Source organism: Microcoleus sp. Pol17C6 (assembly GCF_036701145.1).
In the GTDB taxonomy this organism is placed as follows: Bacteria; Cyanobacteriota; Cyanobacteriia; order Cyanobacteriales; family Microcoleaceae; genus Microcoleus.
In genome coordinates, this window is the sequence record NZ_JAUBQH010000031.1 from 47,716 (window position 1) to 66,110 (window position 18,395).

The 18,395-nt window shown below is 45.3% G+C and carries 21 protein-coding genes; 15 read left to right on the forward strand and 6 right to left on the reverse strand.

The annotated features are described in order from the left end of the window. The first annotated feature begins 233 nt into the window (after nucleotides 1-233). Together lepB and QUA25_RS16780 are read left to right on the forward strand one after the other, a co-directional pair. Nucleotides 234-827: a signal peptidase I gene (lepB, locus tag QUA25_RS16775; protein WP_333039725.1), complete on the forward strand. Its 594-nt coding sequence runs from the start codon at nucleotides 234-236 to the stop codon at nucleotides 825-827. 224 nt (nucleotides 828-1,051) lie between these two features. After that, the gene (locus QUA25_RS16780) at nucleotides 1,052-1,375 is read left to right on the forward strand and encodes a DUF1825 family protein (RefSeq protein ID WP_006632589.1); all 324 of its coding nucleotides are present in this window, start codon (nucleotides 1,052-1,054) and stop codon (nucleotides 1,373-1,375) included. A 149-nt stretch (nucleotides 1,376-1,524) separates the two neighbouring features. Here QUA25_RS16780 and QUA25_RS16785 read toward each other — a convergent pair whose 3' ends face one another. Next, on the reverse strand, nucleotides 1,525-3,444 hold the full coding sequence (locus QUA25_RS16785) for a transglycosylase domain-containing protein (RefSeq protein ID WP_333039726.1): 1,920 nt from the start codon (nucleotides 3,442-3,444) through the stop codon (nucleotides 1,525-1,527). Between the two features lie 310 nt (nucleotides 3,445-3,754). Between QUA25_RS16785 and tyrS the strand changes: the two genes are divergently transcribed. The 3 genes from tyrS to QUA25_RS16800 are packed head-to-tail and all read left to right on the forward strand — an operon-like array spanning nucleotide 3,755 to nucleotide 6,368. Next, a complete protein-coding gene (tyrS, locus tag QUA25_RS16790; RefSeq protein WP_333039774.1) occupies nucleotides 3,755-4,987 on the forward strand; it encodes a tyrosine--tRNA ligase in 1,233 nt (410 codons plus the stop codon). A gap of 42 nt (nucleotides 4,988-5,029) precedes the next feature. Beyond that, a complete protein-coding gene (pyrF, locus tag QUA25_RS16795) occupies nucleotides 5,030-5,740 on the forward strand; it encodes an orotidine-5'-phosphate decarboxylase (protein WP_333039727.1) in 711 nt (236 codons plus the stop codon). A gap of 37 nt (nucleotides 5,741-5,777) precedes the next feature. Further along, complete coding sequence (locus tag QUA25_RS16800) at nucleotides 5,778-6,368, forward strand: hypothetical protein (RefSeq protein WP_333039729.1); 591 nt, start codon at nucleotides 5,778-5,780, stop codon at nucleotides 6,366-6,368. Nucleotides 6,369-6,372: 4 nt separating this feature from the next. Here QUA25_RS16800 and QUA25_RS16805 read toward each other — a convergent pair whose 3' ends face one another. Together QUA25_RS16805 and QUA25_RS16810 are read right to left on the reverse strand one after the other, a co-directional pair. After that, complete coding sequence (locus QUA25_RS16805) at nucleotides 6,373-8,193, reverse strand: SUMF1/EgtB/PvdO family nonheme iron enzyme (RefSeq protein WP_333039731.1); 1,821 nt, start codon at nucleotides 8,191-8,193, stop codon at nucleotides 6,373-6,375. A 209-nt stretch (nucleotides 8,194-8,402) separates the two neighbouring features. Continuing rightward, complete coding sequence (locus QUA25_RS16810) at nucleotides 8,403-9,089, reverse strand: uracil-DNA glycosylase (RefSeq protein WP_190740773.1); 687 nt, start codon at nucleotides 9,087-9,089, stop codon at nucleotides 8,403-8,405. 193 nt (nucleotides 9,090-9,282) lie between these two features. Here QUA25_RS16810 and QUA25_RS16815 point away from each other — a divergent pair, with 193 nt between their 5' ends. Both QUA25_RS16815 and QUA25_RS16820 read left to right on the forward strand, forming a co-directional pair. After that, entirely contained in the window at nucleotides 9,283-9,954 is a 672-nt protein-coding gene (locus tag QUA25_RS16815; protein WP_333039733.1) for a phosphoribosyltransferase family protein, read from the forward strand. A 42-nt stretch (nucleotides 9,955-9,996) separates the two neighbouring features. After that, a complete protein-coding gene (locus QUA25_RS16820; protein WP_333039735.1) occupies nucleotides 9,997-10,287 on the forward strand; it encodes a hypothetical protein in 291 nt (96 codons plus the stop codon). Nucleotides 10,288-10,488: 201 nt separating this feature from the next. On the opposite strand, the gene QUA25_RS16825 is transcribed toward QUA25_RS16820, so the two are convergent. After that, nucleotides 10,489-10,872 carry a VOC family protein gene (locus tag QUA25_RS16825; RefSeq protein WP_333039737.1) on the reverse strand — a complete coding sequence of 128 codons (384 nt, stop codon included), beginning with the start codon at nucleotides 10,870-10,872 and terminating at the stop codon, nucleotides 10,489-10,491. Between the two features lie 60 nt (nucleotides 10,873-10,932). Next, the gene (locus tag QUA25_RS16830; protein ID WP_333039738.1) at nucleotides 10,933-11,553 is read right to left on the reverse strand and encodes a histidine phosphatase family protein; all 621 of its coding nucleotides are present in this window, start codon (nucleotides 11,551-11,553) and stop codon (nucleotides 10,933-10,935) included. Between the two features lie 55 nt (nucleotides 11,554-11,608). On the opposite strand from QUA25_RS16830, the gene QUA25_RS16835 reads away from it, so the two are divergent. After that, entirely contained in the window at nucleotides 11,609-12,076 is a 468-nt protein-coding gene (locus tag QUA25_RS16835; protein ID WP_333039739.1) for a hypothetical protein, read from the forward strand. A gap of 145 nt (nucleotides 12,077-12,221) precedes the next feature. Here QUA25_RS16835 and QUA25_RS16840 read toward each other — a convergent pair whose 3' ends face one another. Continuing rightward, complete coding sequence (locus QUA25_RS16840) at nucleotides 12,222-12,548, reverse strand: hypothetical protein (protein WP_333039740.1); 327 nt, start codon at nucleotides 12,546-12,548, stop codon at nucleotides 12,222-12,224. A 154-nt stretch (nucleotides 12,549-12,702) separates the two neighbouring features. Here QUA25_RS16840 and QUA25_RS16845 point away from each other — a divergent pair, with 154 nt between their 5' ends. The 7 genes from QUA25_RS16845 to QUA25_RS16875 all read left to right on the forward strand — a co-directional run. Then, complete coding sequence (locus tag QUA25_RS16845) at nucleotides 12,703-12,981, forward strand: hypothetical protein (protein WP_333039742.1); 279 nt, start codon at nucleotides 12,703-12,705, stop codon at nucleotides 12,979-12,981. A gap of 39 nt (nucleotides 12,982-13,020) precedes the next feature. Continuing rightward, nucleotides 13,021-13,302, forward strand: a complete 282-nt coding sequence (locus QUA25_RS16850) for a hypothetical protein (protein ID WP_190733754.1) — start codon at nucleotides 13,021-13,023, stop codon at nucleotides 13,300-13,302. A 218-nt stretch (nucleotides 13,303-13,520) separates the two neighbouring features. Next, the gene (locus QUA25_RS16855) at nucleotides 13,521-14,348 is read left to right on the forward strand and encodes a PHP domain-containing protein (RefSeq protein ID WP_333039744.1); all 828 of its coding nucleotides are present in this window, start codon (nucleotides 13,521-13,523) and stop codon (nucleotides 14,346-14,348) included. Between the two features lie 200 nt (nucleotides 14,349-14,548). Then, complete coding sequence (locus QUA25_RS16860; protein ID WP_190733750.1) at nucleotides 14,549-14,758, forward strand: CsbD family protein; 210 nt, start codon at nucleotides 14,549-14,551, stop codon at nucleotides 14,756-14,758. Nucleotides 14,759-15,053: 295 nt separating this feature from the next. Beyond that, the gene (locus QUA25_RS16865; protein WP_333039748.1) at nucleotides 15,054-16,010 is read left to right on the forward strand and encodes a hypothetical protein; all 957 of its coding nucleotides are present in this window, start codon (nucleotides 15,054-15,056) and stop codon (nucleotides 16,008-16,010) included. Beyond that, nucleotides 16,010-16,873: a DUF1822 family protein gene (locus QUA25_RS16870; RefSeq protein ID WP_333039750.1), complete on the forward strand. Its 864-nt coding sequence runs from the start codon at nucleotides 16,010-16,012 to the stop codon at nucleotides 16,871-16,873. The genes QUA25_RS16865 and QUA25_RS16870 overlap by 1 nt, the downstream gene beginning before the upstream one ends. A 174-nt stretch (nucleotides 16,874-17,047) precedes the next feature. After that, on the forward strand, nucleotides 17,048-18,395 hold a 1,348-nt coding region (locus tag QUA25_RS16875), incomplete at its 3' end, for a tetratricopeptide repeat protein (protein WP_333039752.1).

Consider the following 18,395-nt stretch of genomic DNA (forward strand, 5'->3'; position numbering starts at 1 on the left):
AACCGCAGATGCAACGCAGATGCTTTTCAAGATTGTTTGCGAATGCCTGCACTTCACGTCTAGTAATTAACAGCGACATACTTCAATGGTAAGCTGGACAGCATTTAAATTGTATATTTTGGGCGGGTTCGCGTGCCCAGCTCGCTCATGGTTGGATTATTTCTTGAGATGCAATTTAAATGCTGAGCGAGCTTAATCAGATAATTAGTGGCAACTATATAGCGAGGACTTTCATGACATCTGAAAAAAAGAATGTGGGTACACAAGTAGCAGAAAATCCGCCTGAAAGCTGGTGGCAGAAAGCGTGGAAGTCGCAGCGAGAAAATCTTCAGATAGTGATTATTGCTTTGAGTTTAGCAATAGTGATTCGAGCCTTGGTCGCCGAACCGCGCTACATACCCTCAGATTCTATGGTACCCACTTTGCACGTGGGCGATCGCGTCGTAGTGGAAAAAATCTCCTACTACCTCGAACCTCCCAAAACTGGCGACATCGTAGTATTTGCCCCGCCCGAAAAGTTGCAAGAACAAGGCTTTACCCAAGACCAAGCATTCATCAAGCGGGTAATTGGCTTACCGGGTCAAACCGTCGCTGTTAAAAAAGGTTTAGTTTATCTCAACGACAAACCCCTCGTCGAAAAATATATTGCCGAACCTCCTAAATACCAGTGGGGGCCTTATCGCGTCCCAGAAAATGAATACTTTGTGATGGGAGACAACCGCAACAACAGCAACGACTCCAGCAGGTGGGGATTTTTACCTAAGCAGAATATCATCGGCCGCGCTGTAGTGCGGTTTTGGCCTCTAGAACGCATCGGGGAAGTTTAAAGTCAGTTGACTGTTGACAGTTGACTGTTGACAGTTGACTGTTGTCATCGCAAGCCCAATGCCCAATGCCCCATTCCCATGCCTTATCCTGTACGGAAATTTCTACTTATTGTTGCGCCTTAAGGGGTAGGGACTTCCTCCGGCAACTGATAAAATAGTAGAAAAAGCAGCGGGATTTCTCGCCTAGATCAAAATTAGTAGAATATTAAAAAATTAGGAAAGCTATGGGATTTTTTGATTCAGAAATTGTTCAGCAAGAAGCCAAGCTGTTGTTTGAAGACTATCAATCTCTCATCAAACTAGGTGGCAATTACGGCAAATTCGATCGCGAAGGCAAGAAAATGTTCATCGCTCAGATGGAATCGATGATGGAGCGCTACCGTATTTTTATGAAGCGCTTTGAGCTGTCGGAGGACTTCATGGCTCAGATGACTGTAGAGCAGTTAAAAACACAGCTCAATCAATTTGGTATCACGCCCCAGCAGATGTTTGAGCAAATGAACTCAACGCTGGAGCGGATGAAATCTGAGCTGGAAAAACAATCCTAGGGATCAGAAGGAAGAAGGAAGTTCGGCAACGGATTGTGTAACGGATGTAACGGATGTAACGGATGTCAGGAAGAAGGAAGAAGGAAGATAAAACAACTAAGGGGTAATTTTCAACTACTGCCTACTCCCTACTGCCTACTCACTGATAATTAAGGCCGCTCAAAAGATGAAGCAGGTTTGAAACTTTCTGCGGGAACTCCCTCCAAAGCTTGGCTCATAAAATCACGCCAAACAGGGGCGACAATAGTACCGCCAGTAGCACCGTAGCTCATCGGTCTGTAATTGTCGTTGCCCATCCAAACAGCCACCGACAACTGCGGCACGTAACCCACAAACCAGATATCCCGTTCTGAGGAAGTTGTACCAGTTTTCCCAGCAGCCGGTCGCCCAAGTTGAGCAGCCCTTGCCGTTCCGCTGCTAATTACCCCTTGCAGGGCGCTGTTGACAGATGCCGCAGCCCAGGAATTAAGAACTAATTTGGGTTTTGGCGTATTGTCGAGCAAGACATTGCCGCTGCTGTCAGTAACTTGCACGATAAACGTGGTGTCAGAATGCCAGCCGTTGTTCGCAAAGGTAGCAAAAGCTCCGGCCATTTCTAAAGGAGTGAGGTCAACGGCACCCAATGGCAAAGAAATCACCGGTTCCATCGGACTTCTGATGCCGAGCACGCGGCAAATCTCAATCACTTTATTCAATCCGACTTCTTGGCCCAGCTTGACGGCGGGAATGTTTAGAGATACTTCTAAAGCTCTGCGGATGCTGACGGCACCGGAAAAGCCGCCACCGTAGTTTTGAGGGTAGTAGTAGCCGTCGCCGTCGCGGTAGCCGACAGGGGAGTCGTAGACAACTGAATCCGGGCCGTATTTGCCGCTAGCAAAGGCAGCGTAGTAGATAAAAGGCTTAAAAGAAGATCCGGGCTGGCGGCGTGCTTGAATGGCGCGGTTGAACTGACTCTTTTCATAATCGACGCCGCCAACCATTGCTTTGACGAAGTGGGTGCGGGGATCGACGGCGGCTAGGGCAATTTGACCTTCCTCGCGATCGTAAAACAGCCCTTGGTAGTAAAGCCGATTGTGCCACGCTTTCACGGTTTCTTCGGCTATGCGCTGCATTTTGAGGTCGATCGTGGTTTGAACGCGCATTCCTCCCTTAACCACGGCATCTCGCCCGAAACGCCTTGTTAGTTCCTGGACTACGGCTTGTGTTACGTAAGGAACTTGAGATCCCCCAAAAGAGGTAATTTTGCCTAGCTTAATTTTTTCCTGGCGGGCAGCAGTCTCTTGGGCCGGCGTAATCCATTTAAGATCCTTCATGCGGCCTAAAACGAGGGTTTGCCGCTCTTTTGCCAACTTGTAATTGACGAAAGGACTGTATTCTTCGGGGGCAGAAATTAAGCCTGCCAGCATCGCTGCTTCCGAAAGAGTCAAATTACTTGCTGATTTGTTGAAATAGCTTCGAGAGGCTGTCTCTACGCCGTACAAGTTGTGCCCTAAGTAGATTTGATTCAGGTATAGTTGCAGAATTTGGTCTTTGTTGAGAATTTGCTCCAAGCGGATAGACATTACCGCTTCAGCTACCTTGCGACTAAATTTTGACTGGGGAGATAGAAACAGGTTCTTGACTAGCTGCATAGTCATAGTCGAGCCGCCTTCAACGGTTCTACCTTTCTCTAGGTTGACTATCAGAGCTCGGGCTATCCCGCCGGGGTTGATGCCTTTGTGGGTGAAGAAGTTGCTATCTTCGATCGCCAAAACAGCTCGTTTCAGGTTCGGCGAGATTTGGTCAAGGGGTACGACATCCCGGTTGGCTTCGTCGTGAATGCTGGCTAGCGGCTTGCCGTTGATGTCGTAAATGTGGGTAGTTTCTGTGGGAGAGTAGGTTTGCAAGATCCGAACATCTGGCAAATTGCGGAAGCTGATCGCTAAGCCAACCAGTCCACCAGCGACTACGGAACTGGCAAGCATTGTCATGCTGAGTATGGTTCCGGCGGTCACTTTACTGACTGACTGAACAAACTCGAATACGGGGGCTGAGTTTTCCGTGTTATTGCGGACTGCGTTGGTTGACACGTGGATTTCACTTCCTCACTCGATTTGGGGTTTAAGACTTTTAATTTTAGATGCGAAACCTAGAGACTGTCAGTCGATTTTAGATTTTAGATTTTAGATTTTAGATTGATTCCACAGATGAATCTGGGAGTTTGAACAAGAGTCTAAAATTTGGGGATCTCCACGACTGTTGTCGGGGGCTGGTATCCGTTTTTGGGCGGGGTCAGCTAATGAAAGCCGGTCAGCTTTGGGATTATAGTAGCTTGATAGTTATGTTTTTATGCGTCAACCAGTGAGTGTAACTAATTCTGCTGCACTTTGGCAAAATAATATGATGGACGATCGCTCCCCGATGATAACTCCTAACCTTTCAGCGCTTTACCGCGGCGTCAGCGAGATTTTTCCTGATCGACCTGATTCTAGCAACCCTGACGAAAATCTGGCCCAATTTATGGCAAAAGTCGATCGACCTTTGCGCGTCAAACTCGGAATTGACGCCACAGGGGCGGACATTCACTTGGGACACAGCATTTGCTTCCGCAAGCTGCGGGCTTTTCAAGATGCTGGTCACACAGCGGTACTGGTCATCGGAGATTTTACCGCAAGAATTGGCGATCCCACAGGTAAGTCGGAGATGCGTAGCCAGTTGACGGCAGAACAAGTGGCGGAAAATGCCAAAACTTATTTAGACCAAGTGCGTCCGATTCTAGATTTTGACACGCCCGGACGTTTGGAAATTCGCTATAACTCCGAGTGGTTGTCAAAATTGGACATGGCGAAGATTTTGGAACTGCTAGGCACGATGACGGTGCAGCAGATGCTCGCTAAAGAGGGATTTGATAACAGGATGCAGCAGGAGAATGCGATTTATCTGCATGAGTTTCTGTACCCACTAATGCAGGGTTACGATTCGGTGGCTTTGGAAGCTGATGTTGAGTTGGGGGGAAGTGACCAAAAGTTTAATATTGCGGTGGGGAGAGATTTGCAGCGGCATTTTGGGATGAAACCGCAGTTTGGTTTGCTGATGCCGATTTTGATCGGGACTGACGGGGTGCAGAAGATGTCGAAGTCTTTGAACAATTATGTGGGTTTGTCGGAAGACCCGCTGACGATGTATTCTAAGTTGGAGAAAATTGCTGATAGTTCGATCGCCCAGTATTTTGAACTATTGACAGATTTGCCACTTGATGAATTGCCAGAAAATCCGCGAGAAAAACAGAAACTTTTGGCTGTGGATGTGGTGCGCCAGTATCGCGGTTCGGAAGCGGCGGATCGCGCACAACAAGATGCAATGGCGCTGGTTAAAGGTGCTGCTGGACAAGCTGATGCAGTGCCCGAGTTTTCTTTGGCAAATGTCCAGTTTCCGGCTAAGTTGTTTTATATTCTGAGTGCTAGCGGGCTTTGTAAAAGCAGCGGCGATGCGCGGAAGTTGATGCAGGGCGGCGGGGTGAAGTTGGAGGGCGATCGAGTTTCTGATGTTAATATTGCTTTTGAATCACCTGCTGATTTATGCGGTAAGGTTTTGCAGGTTGGGAAGAATAAGTTTGTGCGATTGGTGTCTTGAATCTCTTTTTTAACCGCAGATGAATACTGAAGATGAACGCTGATGAACGCTGATAATCGAATTATTGTTGCTTTGGATGTTTCCAGTCAAGAAGAGGCGATCGCACTTCTGGACAAACTGCCTGATGTATCTTTCTGGAAAGTCGGTTTGGAACTGTTTGTGAGTTCCGGGCCGGGGATTTTGGGAATTTTAAAACAGCGGGAAAAGCGGATTTTTCTCGATTTGAAGTTTCACGATATCCCGAATACTGTGGCTGGTGCTTGTCGGGCTGCTGCTAAGTATAAGGTGGATTTATTGACGATCCATTCTACTTGTGGTAAAGATGCTTTGAAAGCGGCACATTTGGCTTTGACTGAAGGGGCGGCGGCTGTGGATAAACCGACTCCTAAGTTGATTGCAATTACCCTGTTAACGAGTTTGAATTCGCGACAGTTGGCTTTTGAGTTGAAAATACCTTTGGAGTTGCCAGAATTTGCTTTGCACATGGCATTGTTGGCTAAGGAAACGGGTTTAGCTGGTGCTGTTTGTTCTCCGCAAGAGGTGGAACAGTTAAGAATGAGTTGCGGGGATGATTTTCTGTTAGTTTGTCCCGGTGTGCGTCCGAAATGGGCTGATGGGGGCGATCAAAAACGATCGATGACTCCGAAGGCTGCTTTGAAAGCTGGTGCGGATTATCTGGTGATTGGGCGGCCAATTACTGCTGCGCCCGATCCAGTGGCGGCTTTTACCCGTATTTGTGAAGAGTTGGAGTAACAATAGAAATGTTGTTTTTTACCGCCGATAAAAGCCGATGAACGCCAATAAAATTTTATCTGCGTTTATCTGTGTTTATCTGCTGATATCTGCGGTTGGAACTCCGACTTGGGCAGTTAATTTTGTGACTAATGATACTAACAGTATCAATGCAAGTCGGTATGGTTTGTTAGTGCGATCGCCCTGTCCCGCTGATTTAGAAACTTTGGTCGATCGCCTGTTGCAAGATTTGCCGAGTTATGCTAATCGCGTAATTGTGCGATCGGGCTTTGCTCCTAACAATTCTAGAGCGATCGGTTACGTGCAGCGTCAAATAATTTTAGCAGGTCGCCCGGAGTTTGAACCGCTACCTTTAAAATTTAAAGATGTACTTCCTGAAAATGCCAGTCAAGTTTTTATTACTACATTAGAACGGCAGTATCGCGGGGGACAGCGAGTGGAGATTCAGCAATATCACTGGCTGTTTTTAACTAAAACGGAGAAGGGCTGGGAATTAGTAAAAATTGTTTCTCGGTTTAGTAGAGTGGCGGATGTTCGTCCGTTGTCGCCGCCAGAAAGTGAGAAAAGCGCAATTGCTGAGGCGATTCGTTTGTGGTTGCGAGATTGTCATGCAAAAGGAGAAGTGTAAAGGGCTAAGAAGTCCTCGCGGCAACACAAGCCACCCGAAAACCGATGTTGTTGTTGCGGGTAGATGGCTGATACCAGTGGCGAAAGCCCGCACGACAGTACCCCGGATTGCTGTACCACGAACCACCGCGCAAGAGCCGAGCTTTGTTATCATTTTTAGATTGGACTAATAAATCAAGATAATTTTTATAACGATGATCATTGCTATTCTCATCCCATACGCTGCCATCAGTCGGTGCTCCGTGATAGCTATCATGCCAGGGGTCAGCGCACCATTCGTAAACATTGCCGTGCATATCGTATAAACCAAAAACATTGGCGGGAAAACTGCCTACATCTGTAGTTTGTTCTCTATACTGACCTTTTGGTGAATTATTGTAAGAATAGTTGCCGTGATAGTTAACCTGATTAGTAGTAATTGTTTGACCAAAATAGAACGGCGTAGTCGTACCAGCACGACAAGCATATTCCCATTCTGCCTCACTGGGCAAGCGATAATTGTGTCCGGTATTTTTAGATAACCTAGCACAAAATTCCACAGCATCATACCAACAAACTTGTTCTCCTGGTCGATTATTACCTTTGAATCTAAAGGGGTCTGGGTGGAGGTCATATTGAATCTTTGGCAATTTAGCTACAGCTTTCCACTGTGCTTGAGTAATAGCATATTTTCCCATGAAGAAAGGTTGAATTGTTACCCGATGTTGCGGCTTTTCGTTATCAAAGCTTTTTGCTTCAGTTTTCGGCGCACCCATTATGAAAGTTCCACCGGGAATAGCAATCATTTCCAGAGTAATGCCATTACCCCAATCTTCAGTAAAGGATTGCAACTGAGAGGGTTTTCGTTGAGATTTAGCTGATATTTGAGTAGATGCTACTTGTAAAGACTGAAAGGGTTTTGCTTGTGGTGGCGCTGGTATTTTAGTAGGTGATACTGAGACAGGATTAAGAGATTGCAAGACTTCTGCTGCTGATTGATAACGCGCACCCACTGGAAACAGGAGCATTTTATCTAATACTTGCCCCAAGTCATTGCTGATGGAAACTGCCTTATTTCTCCATACCCATGCCATTTGCATCGGGTCAAAAAGTTCGTCAACCCAAGTTCCATTATTTTCTTCCAGCAAACACCCGGTTAATAACCGAATGCAAGTTACACCAAGACTATACAAGTCACTCGCTGGAAAAACATGACCTTGCATTTGTTCCGGTGCTGCATAACCAGGAGTGCCAGTCACAGTTCCCACTCTAGTCAAAACACTACCGCTCAATTCCTTGGCAACTCCAAAGTCAATCAAGACTAGAGAACCGTAAGAATTTCTAATGATGTTTTCCGGCTTAATATCTCGGTGAATGACCTTTTGCTTGTGCACAAAATCTAATATCGGTAGCAATTCAGTCAGTAATTGCTTAATCTGTATTTCGCTAAACTTTCCCTGCTGCTGTAATTCTTTTAATAAATCCTCACCGTCAATAAATTCTTGTACTAGATAGAAGCGTTTATCTTGTTCAAAAAATGCCAATAAATCAGGGATTTGAGGATGTTTACCCAAATCTCGCAGTCTCACTGCTTCTTGTTTGAATAACTCCGTCGCTTTCTGAATAGCTGCACTCCCTTGTAGCTGCGGGAGAAATTGTTTAATCACACAGATTGTATCAAGTCGATGTTCATCTACCGCTTTGAATGTACGGCCGAAACCACCTTCGGAAATGTATTTAACTGCACGGTATCTGTCTCTGAGGAGCAGTTTGTTGCCGCAGCGTTGGCAGAATTTGGTGATGGGTGGGTTTGGATGCGGGCAGTCGGGATTAAGGCATTGACTCATAAATTTTTTTGGTTTAATATTTTTAGATTAACATAATTTACTTATTTTAATACCAGTTGCCAACAAGCTACTGTTTGACGATTAGACCCTCGATCCCCCCTAGCCCCCCTTAATAAGGGGGGGACAAGAGTGAGCGTCAAAGTCCCCCTTATTAAGGGGGATTTAGGGGGATCGAGACTCTCGTAAAAGCGAGATTTATCATGTTCTCTTTAACTTACCGTTTTAAATTCATCCAATTTGGCTTTTATTGCCTGCATATCTTGCCACATAAACCATTTCGGAGTCTCCGGTTCGCGGGAGGGGTTTCGCAGCAAGTACGACGGGTGGAAAATTGGCATACACAAACGATTTTCCCATTCAATCCATTGACCTCGGATTTTACTAATTGGTCGCTTGTCGCTTAGCAAACCTTTGAGGGCTGTTGCACCAGTTAATAAAATAATTTTGGGGTCTAAGATGCGAATTTGTTCGAGCAAGTATGGTTTGCAAGCTTCGATTTCTTTTGCTGTCGGAGGGCGGTTGTTGGGAGGGCGACATTTGATGACGTTGGCAATGAATACGTCGGTTTCTGCACTCAATCCCACGGATTCTAAAATCTTATCTAACAGTTTGCCCGATCGCCCGACGAAGGGCAATCCGGTTTCATCTTCGTTTTGTCCGGGCGCTTCTCCCACAATCAAAATTGAGGCTTGAGGATTGCCGCGCCCGATGACGGCGTGAGTGCGGCTGTTGCCCAATTCGCAGCGGTAGCAGCGGTTGCAGTGCTCGCCGATTTGTTCCATATTTTGATAAGTGCCGGGAGGGATGGGAATTTTGGCATTTGCTGGTATTGAGTCTGTTTGGAAAGTGGCACTTTGATTGTTGTCAAAAAGGCTGAGTTGCAAGTCGCTCGACATAAATTTTACAATTAGGGAGAGATTTTGGAGTCTAGAGTTTATAGTTTAGATCGGGTTTGGTGATTTGAGATTGGCTAGATGCTTGTGTGCGATGCTGTCGATTCGCTACGGGATAGCTACGCTCGATCGCACAATCTCCAATTAACACTGGCACAATCTCCAATTGTTTGGTTGAGCTCGTACAGGCAAAAATATGTTCTCTAACCCGTTTTTTGACGATCGCGCCGATGCAGGCGAAAAACTGGCCGAGGCAGTTGTGGACGAGTTCGGCAAGTTGAGTTTAATGACACAGCAGGCGGTGAAACCGATTGTTTACGCCTTGCCGCGCGGGGGTTTGCCCGTTGCTGTGCCCGTGGCGCGTCGCTTGGGCTGTCCTTTGGATGTGGTTGTTGCTAAGAAAATTACTCGCCCAGATAATTTAGAATTGGCGATCGGGGCTGCAACTGCTGACGGTCACGTCCTCTGGGAAAAGCAAAAGCAGCACAATTTACGCTTGCAAAAATCAGCATTGCCCCTGGCTCAAAATAATGCTCAATCTCTGCTGGCAGATTTGTCTCCTGGACGCCCAGATATCAGCGCGGCTGGGGCTTTGGCGATTTTGGTAGATGACGGCATTGCTACGGGGATGACGATGGCTGTGGCGGCTAAGGCTGTGGAGTCGCAGCAACCGGCGGCTTTGTGGATTTGCGCGCCTGTCGCCCCGGCAGATTTGATGGGATTTTTGGCCCAGATGGCCGATAAGTTGATCGTTCTGGAGACTCCTCACCCTTTTTACAGTGTCAGTCGCTTTTATGGGCAATTTCCGCAGGTTGAGACGGCGGAGGCTTTAAGGTGTTTGCAGCAACAAACAGAATGGCGATCGTAGGTTAAGCTAGAAGGCTAAATCCAAAAGCTCGATCGCTAACACATGAGACCTTGGCAATATTGGTTGGACACTTTGATTCTGTCTACTCAGCACAATCCGCCTCGGTTTGTTGAGTTGGTGATGTTGACTTTGGCGATGATTTTGCTTGGGCTGTGGAGTGTAACATTGCAGTGGCAATATTTAACGCTGTCTCTGAGTTATATAATTGGTTCGTCTTTTTCAATTTTGGTGCGGGAATCGATCGGCCCGCAGCCTCAATTTCAGCTAACTCACCTGACAGCATTGCTGTTATTAATTATCAGTTTTTATAGTTTTGCTGAACTGATTAGATAGTTAAGGGAGTTTTGAGTTGTAGAGGTAAACTTTATAATGTAATTGCGAAGGTGGTGAAGCAATTGCATAACTTATATAGCAATCCTCAGCGGCTTGTGAACTAGATGTTTTTTTGAACGAACCGCGAAGATGCGTTCGGCGAAGCCGTTCCCGAAGGGTAGGAAGAGAAGAGAAGATCGAGAGTTCACCAATAATTAGCCCTCATCCTACATTCTCATGGGATTGATGTAAAATTATGCGGTTCCCGGCAGGATCGAAGGCATAGATTTCTAGACCGTGAGAAGCTTTGATAATTTCTCCGTTGGGCGGATAACCTAAAGCCCAAATTCTGGCGATCGCAGTTTCGAGGTCGCTGACTTCCAAACAGAGACTCATGCCTGTTTTTGTTCGATTTGCAAATTCTGATTTGTGGGAATCTTTGGGTTTGAATATGCCGAGTCTTAAGCCTGGGAGTTGAAATTCAGCATAAGTATTGGGAATATAAGGGTTGGGTTCTATGTCGAGAAATTTTGTGTAAAATTTAACGAGAACTTCCTTATCAAGGTCTGCTAAAGTCACTAGGGCGGCGCTGTATTGGAAACTCATATAAATTGGTAATGGGGAATTGGTAATGGGAAATTGATAATATTATAACTTTCTATCTATTTAAAATCCTCCTATTCGTCCGACTATTTTGATTTTACCTTGTCGATCGCTTTTGAGAATCACAGCTTCGCCGCTTTGCGGTACAATATCAGTGATAGCGGTAATATTTACTTGATGAGTTACCATAATAACCGCGCCTTTAGTGTTGCGGTTGTCAACAATTAACTTGCGGATTGTAGCTGTTTGTCTGGCTTCTTTGCTGCTATCGCTAAAGAACGAGTTCAATGCTGGGAACGGTTCGACTTTGCCTAAATTTATCAGTTTTGCTGTTTCCAAACACCGACACCACTGACTGGATAAAACTCTGCCCACTTTGATGTTGCGGTTGCGAAATTCGGCTCCAATTTGCTTGGCTTGCGTTCTTCCTTGTGCTGATAAATTGCGCTGGGTGGAACAGTCACCCAACTTAAAGTTAGCAGGATCGCCGGTGCCTGGGGCGATCGCGTGTCGCATTGCTACCACCAACCCCGTCTCACCCCGCTGCAACAATTGCCACCCTGCTTGAGTTTGCGCGTTGGTTGCTGCGTCAGAACTGGCAGTTGCAGTAATTAAGCCGATCGACAATACTAAAGCTAGCGATCCGAAAAACCATTTCCAGTTGAGGTCAATCCGCGCAGCCATTGGTGCAGAAGTTAGGAATTAACTTATCATATTATAATACAACAAATATTGCTCTATGGAACTCACCAATTTTATTGCTCTGTCTGTCATTATTGCCCTCGTGCTGGGGATTGGGTTTGGAACAATGACTTGGGCTTACTTCGGCAAGGGCAGCATTTCTGTACTCTTTAAAGAACCAATTTTAACTTACCCAGAATTTCCAGATACCGACAGCGGCAGTAAAGCTTCCGTTTATTTTCAACAAGGAATTGAGGCTTATAAGTCAGGAAAGTACCGCAAAGCAAAAGATAAATTTACCAGTGCTGTAGAACAAGTTTCAACTTTAGCAGAAGCTTACCACAATCGTGCATTGGCTTGTGCGAATTTGCGATCGGATGAGGAGGCAGTTGCAGATTTGATCCGTGCCAGCGAATTATACCAACAGCAGGAAGCTGGATTTGCGATCGACACGATTAAACAAAATCTTGCCGCCTTGAAGCAGCGCAAATTAGAACGAGAAAAACCAAAAGCAGTAGCGCCATAAATTATTATGTTCGGTCAGTGGAACTCAACCCAAACCTAGAGTTGTGGTCTGAAAAACCCGGTTTCTTTGTGGTTGGGAGAAACCGGGTTTGTTTACAGAAGTTTTATTAAAGTTGAAAATCAAGATTTAACCTTCTCCAATTCAACTAAATTGTTCTGGAAGCTTCTATTTTGTCGATTTTAGCAATCATCATTTCTCGGCTAGGTGCTACAACTCGATAATTAGTAATGGGATCGTAAGCTTCCCACTCTTGAGTCACTTCGCTGTCTTGCCACAAAAACCATTCCCGGTAAATTTCGCCGTCATCAATGTCGCCACACAAGGGCAGCCAATCATCTCCTCCCAAATTATCAAAATCTCCTCCTACTAAATCAATCCAAGCTGCAAGGATACAAGAGTCAATAGCATTATTGTTAACAGCAACGGTGTTATATTCAAGAGAAGTTTCGGGAAAACAAAGTGTGGATTTCATAAGCTGTACCTGAATGTTATGTTATTAATTTATAAAAAAATCCTCTACGGCAGTGACAGCAGAATGCCACTATCCTAACCTCCACAGTTCCCACGTCGAAAAACCTTGACACCCAAAGGGCTCAAATGCCTCTGCTGTATGACTTGAGACCGCTTTGAGTCAAGTCGCTAGACAGGCTAAATTGAGCCACTTTGCCAAGTGGCATACAAGAAAGCCCGATCGACAAAATATTGCTGGCGAAGGATCTCGCGCATTGAGGAGCGAAGACAGCGCGACTGGCAATTCTATACTGGGTAAGTTGGCAACTTTCAGTACAGTTTTTGTGATAAAATTAGCAGTAACCGGACTTTCGTACCGACAGCCTGGTTTGGTCAAAAGCTTTGCAACGAGCTTTCCAACAGTGCTGCGATCGCCAGTTTTGATTTATTGTTAATTTGGCCAAGTCCCGATCGACTGTTAGGGAAAAAAAATTATGCAAGCAACCAACCAAGAAAGAATTATCGATCTGACAATCCACTATACCAACGGCAAACAGCAACACTTCCAGTTCAGTGCGCCAGAGGGAACAGTAGGAGAGCAAGCAACTTTAGGCACTCGCCTGCACAAAATGTTGACAGCAGACCCGATAATTCTCGAATTGGCAGATAAACTGGTAGTTATCCCAGTTCACAACATACAAAGTATTGAAATATCGCCGATTCCTCCCAAATTGCCAGAGGGTGTCATTTCCCCAATGCGAGAAATTAAGAAATAGCTAAGGTGTTCGGCATCTAAATTCAACTGCAAAGACGGGCAAGAGACCCACCCCACGCAAGCTTTTAATAAACAGCAATGTCCCAATTAAAGGCGCCAAAACTTATTACAGCTAACAGATTGAAATTACCCAAAAACTTGTCGATCGCAGGGACGATATATGTCGCGTGAGTGAGGGGAATAATTGCAGGTTTTACAGACTTTAACTTACCCGAAAAAATGCTAGAGATCCACTGCCACACTACTTATTCCGACGGCACTCTCACCCCTGCCGAACTCGTAGCCGCCGCCGCGTCTTCGGGGGTTCGCGCCTTGGCCGTCACCGATCACGATACGATGTCAGGTTGGGATGAAGCCTTCGCCGCCGCTGCTTTGCACGGTATCGAAATAGTCCCCGGACTCGAACTCAGCACCGTTCACAACGGCCGTTCGCTGCACATTTTAGGTTTTTATCCCGATGCAAATAAGTTGCGAGTTCCTTTGAACGATCGCCTGGAAGGAAGGTTTCGCCGATCGCAGGAAATGGTCGAAAAATTAGCAGCAATGGGATACGCGATCGAACTGCCAAAAACATCCCCAGGAATGGCACCGGGAAGACCTCATATTGCCTCTGCACTTGTAAAAGCCGGTCACGCGAAATCATCGCGGGAAGCATTCGATCGCTGGCTGGGAGATGACGGCCCGGCTTATGTTCATTACGAGAAATTCTCGATCCTCGAAGGCATCGATTTACTGAAGAGTTGCGGCGCCGTACCAGTTTGGGCTCACCCTTATTTATTTCGCGGCGGCGCTGTTGAGGAAGTCTTAAAAGAATTAGTAGATGCTGGTTTAATGGGAGTTGAAGTATACCATCCCAGCCACAGTTCTAGCCAAATCCAAAAGTTGAAAGATTTGTGCCTTAATTACGGTTTGCTGGCAACAGGTGGCAGCGATTATCACGGCCCCGATCCGGAAAGGAAAGCAGCAGATAGCACCCAATTGAATATGCTGCATTTGCCGTTAGAATTACTGGAACCGATTAAGGTTGCTGCGGCGAGTTTGAAATAGTTTTTTAGGACGAATTTTGCCGACGTATACAGTTGTCAAAAAAAGGAATTGTTTACTTTTTGAGTGAGGAATTTGCACGAAGTAAGTCCTTAGAAGAAGACCGAGGTCAAGCAGAATATAAATTAATATGAAGTTAAAGGCAATTGCAGGCAAGTTGATTTTACAATGTTACTAAAGCAACTTGCCAAACGGAGCTTATTATGAGTGCAGAAGACAGAGCGAAGGCGATCGGCAAAAATTTAGAAGGCAAAGCTCAGGAAATTTTCGGTAATATCACGGGCAACAGAAAAGACCAGGTTGAAGGCAAAGCCAAACAAGCCGAAGCCTCCGCCCGCCACGCAGCAGAAGATGCTAAAGATGCTGTAAAAAATCTGACGAATAAAGCCAAAAGGTCGATCGACAAATTGTAGAAACCGCGCTATACCAAATCCTGGCTAATAGAATTCGCTTCATATCAAATCCTTTGCTATCAATAGGGTTTGATATGATTTATTTTTGGAATGTGCATAAAACGGGGCGACTCCTGCGATATCTCTTCAAAAGCGCAATGGAGAAGTCCCTATGATTGTCAATTTTACACCGGATTAATTTCGTAGTAAGGACTTCAGTCCTTATTGCATTACCTTTACGAAAAATTTTTGCTCAATTCTGCATAAAGCCGCCAAAACCTGCGATATCAGAGTATCAACACGCAAAAACTGGACTATGACGAGACATGATACCCCCGTCGAACCCTTAGCAGGTTTAGTTCCTGTAGGGGCAAGTTTCAACTTGTTGCTTCCACCCACGGGTTGGGAACTCAAACCGATTTCCTTGGCTTTGTTATTGCTCGCACGTTACAGCACTATTTTCCCTGGGATAATCGAATTATCTCGATGTCATCCGAACGTGCCTGTGAACACCGACGAACAGTTACGCCAACTTCTACAACTCTTGAAAGACTCGCAAGAGAGTAGTAAGGAACAAGAAAGACTCAAAAATCAATTGTGCCAACTCATTCCCCATTTGCCCGGAATTCGCAAGCATCCTTATCCTAATATTGATTTAGAGGAAATGATGCAGGAAGCTTATTGCGGTTTTCTCAAAACGCTTTCGGCATTTTTGAGGGGAATTGACCTCGACAATCTCGCTGCTGATGTGTTGCGAACCCGAGTGGTTCAGCGGTTCAATAAAACTCTCAAGAACAAAGTCTATGAGCAATATCGCCGGATGCAGCAACAGATTTTTAGTGTTAGTTTTGATGCTCCGATTACGAGCAAGCGAGGTGAAAAGTTTGAGGGTCAAGAACCTATAGACCATACCACAAAAAATGGAATTGAGCAACTCATCGAGAGAGAACAAGCTCAAAATAAGCAGCGCATCGGCCGCCAACTATGGCAGTGTATTGAAGACGATCCGATGGGAGAACTGCGAAACAGTTATCCCAATGAAAAAATAGATAAGAAGAAGCCAAATAATCCCGAAAATCGCCGCCCTCGACCGGATGCCAATTCTCACGTACTCGCACTGCGATTGCTGTTGCAAGACCCTCCAGATAAATTGTCTAAAATTGCCAGAGAGTTAAACATTGACTATCAAACTCTCAACTCTCACTGGAAAAGAACAGGTTTGGCTCTCGTCAAAGAGATTGCACTTAAGTTTGGATATCAACCCGAGGAATAATGGTGAATAGCATAGATACTTATTTGTTAGAAATTCCTCTGGAGCAAACTGCCCGCAATTTGGCTCTGCAATTTGCTTCAGAGCAAGCTAATCCGCAAAAAGGCAAGCGGGTTTATTTCAATACCCTGGCGGTTTGGGCGGTTAACTATTTCTTGGAATGGATGGAAATGGAAACCGATATTGATGGCGGTGATAGTTGGAATCCAGTAATGCGGGCGGTTGTGGATGTGGGCGATTTGGTTTTGCCGGGAATTGGCAAGATAGAATGCTGTCCGGTTCAGCTCGGAGAATGGGCTATTTCTCTGCCGGAAGTGCGGGAAAATCGCATTGCATATATCGTCGTTCAGTTTGCCGAACCTTTCGATAAGGTGAAACTTTTGGGCTTTATTCCGGCTGTGGAAATTCTGGATGAAACTGAAGAGATTTCTCTAATTAATCTCAAACCCGTTGAGGAGTTGTGGGAGTATTTGGATCGGATTGAGTTGGCAATTCCGCTAGTGCAAAATGAAATTGAAGAGTTGCTATCTGATTTGGAAGAAAATGACCCGGCACAAGCACAAGTTAGGGAAAAATTGCAAAATAAATCTATTTCTGAAATAGTGGCAATTTTGAATAAAGTTTTGCACAGTAGTGAGAAATCTGACTGGGGATATGAAGGGGGGAAGGCTTTAGCGGGAAGTGGTTATAGTAGTCGAGGTTTGGGAAATAAAGATATATCTTTCTCTGGGGATAAATCTTCACCTGTGGAGAAAGCTTCAGATATTGAGGAGGATGTGAAAGCGGAACTGAATCTGATTGCTGAAGATTTGTTGGAGAAGTTGGCTGAGATTTGGGGAGATGATGATGATTTGGCCTTGTCATAAATCGGCAATCTCTCAGAAATCTGGATAAATTGCTATGACTTGTAGATACTGTCTTGACCTGTCAAGACAGTATCTACAATATTTCAAAGACAAATATCTAGAATTTTTCAGGAATTTGCATAATTATCCCCCAAATTGCCGATCGATATATATACAGAATAAAGGGAAACTCTAATGGACGAACAACGCATCGCCGCCTATCTCCAACTGATTCAAGCCCTGGTTGAGTGCCGTAGCGGTACAGTCAATGATATTATTAACGCCAATCGAGACTTAGTTGATGCCAATTTTGTGCAAGTCATGGCGGCGGAAGCGGAGAAGATGGCAGCAGAGGGCAACTCCAAGGCAGCTTGGTTGCAGAATCTAGCGGCACAATTGGCTAACTTTATTGCCCCTGGAAATTCTCATACAGATTATTTAAAATTCTTGAAGGAGGTGTTGGTGGCAATGATAAAAAGTGGTGGTAATCCTAAAGTTGTCTATCCTATTTTACAACAAAATTTTGATAAATTGGATGTGCAATTTGCTCAAATATTACAAGCTTGGACTACATCAAAATTCACAGAAGTTGCCTCAGAACAAGCTGCATCCATCGCAGCAGTTATTGGCAAGTTTGGCTACTTAATTAATCAGTTTCCCATGGGGCGGCGGGCATGGAATTTAGAAATAGGTATTGCTTGTTATAGCGCAGCATCAGAAGTCTATACCCGCGAGGATTATCCCGAACGATGGGCAACGGTTCAAAATAATTTGGCCCTTACCTATAGTGAGAGAATAAAAGGAGTCAGGGCAAAGAATATAGAAGACGCGATCGCCTGTTATCGGGAAGCATCAGAAGTCTATACCCTCGAGGATTATCCCGAACAATGGGCAGGGGTTCAAAACAATTTGGGGATGGCTTATAGTGACAGAATAGAAGGAGTCAGGGCAGAGAATGTTCAAGAGGCGATCGCCTGTTATCTGCTAGCTTTAGATGTCTATACCCGCGAGGCTTATCCCGAAAAGTGGGCAATGACTCAAAACAATTTGGGGAATGCCTATAGTGACAGAATAGAAGGAGTCAGGGCAAAGAATATAGAAGAGGCGATCGCCTGTTATCGGGAAGCTTTAATAGTGTATACCCGCGACGCTTATCCCGAAAAATGGGCATTGACTCAAAACAATTTGGGTACTGCCTATGGTGACAGAGAAGGAGTCAGGGCAAAGAATTTAGAAGATGCGATCGTCTGTTATCGGGAAGCATTAAAAGTCCGTACCCCCGAGAATTATCCCGAAGATTGGGCAGGGACTCAAAACAATTTGGGGAATGCCTATAGTGACAGAATAGAAGGAGTCAGGGCGGCGAATATAGAAGAGGCGATCGCTTGTTATCGGGAAGCCTTAAAAGTCTATACCCGCGAGGCTTATCCCGAAAAATGGGCATTGACTCAAAACAATTTGGGGACTGCCTATAGTGACAGAATAGAAGGAGTCAGGGCGGCGAATATAGAAGAGGCGATCGCTTGTTATCGGGAAGCCTTAA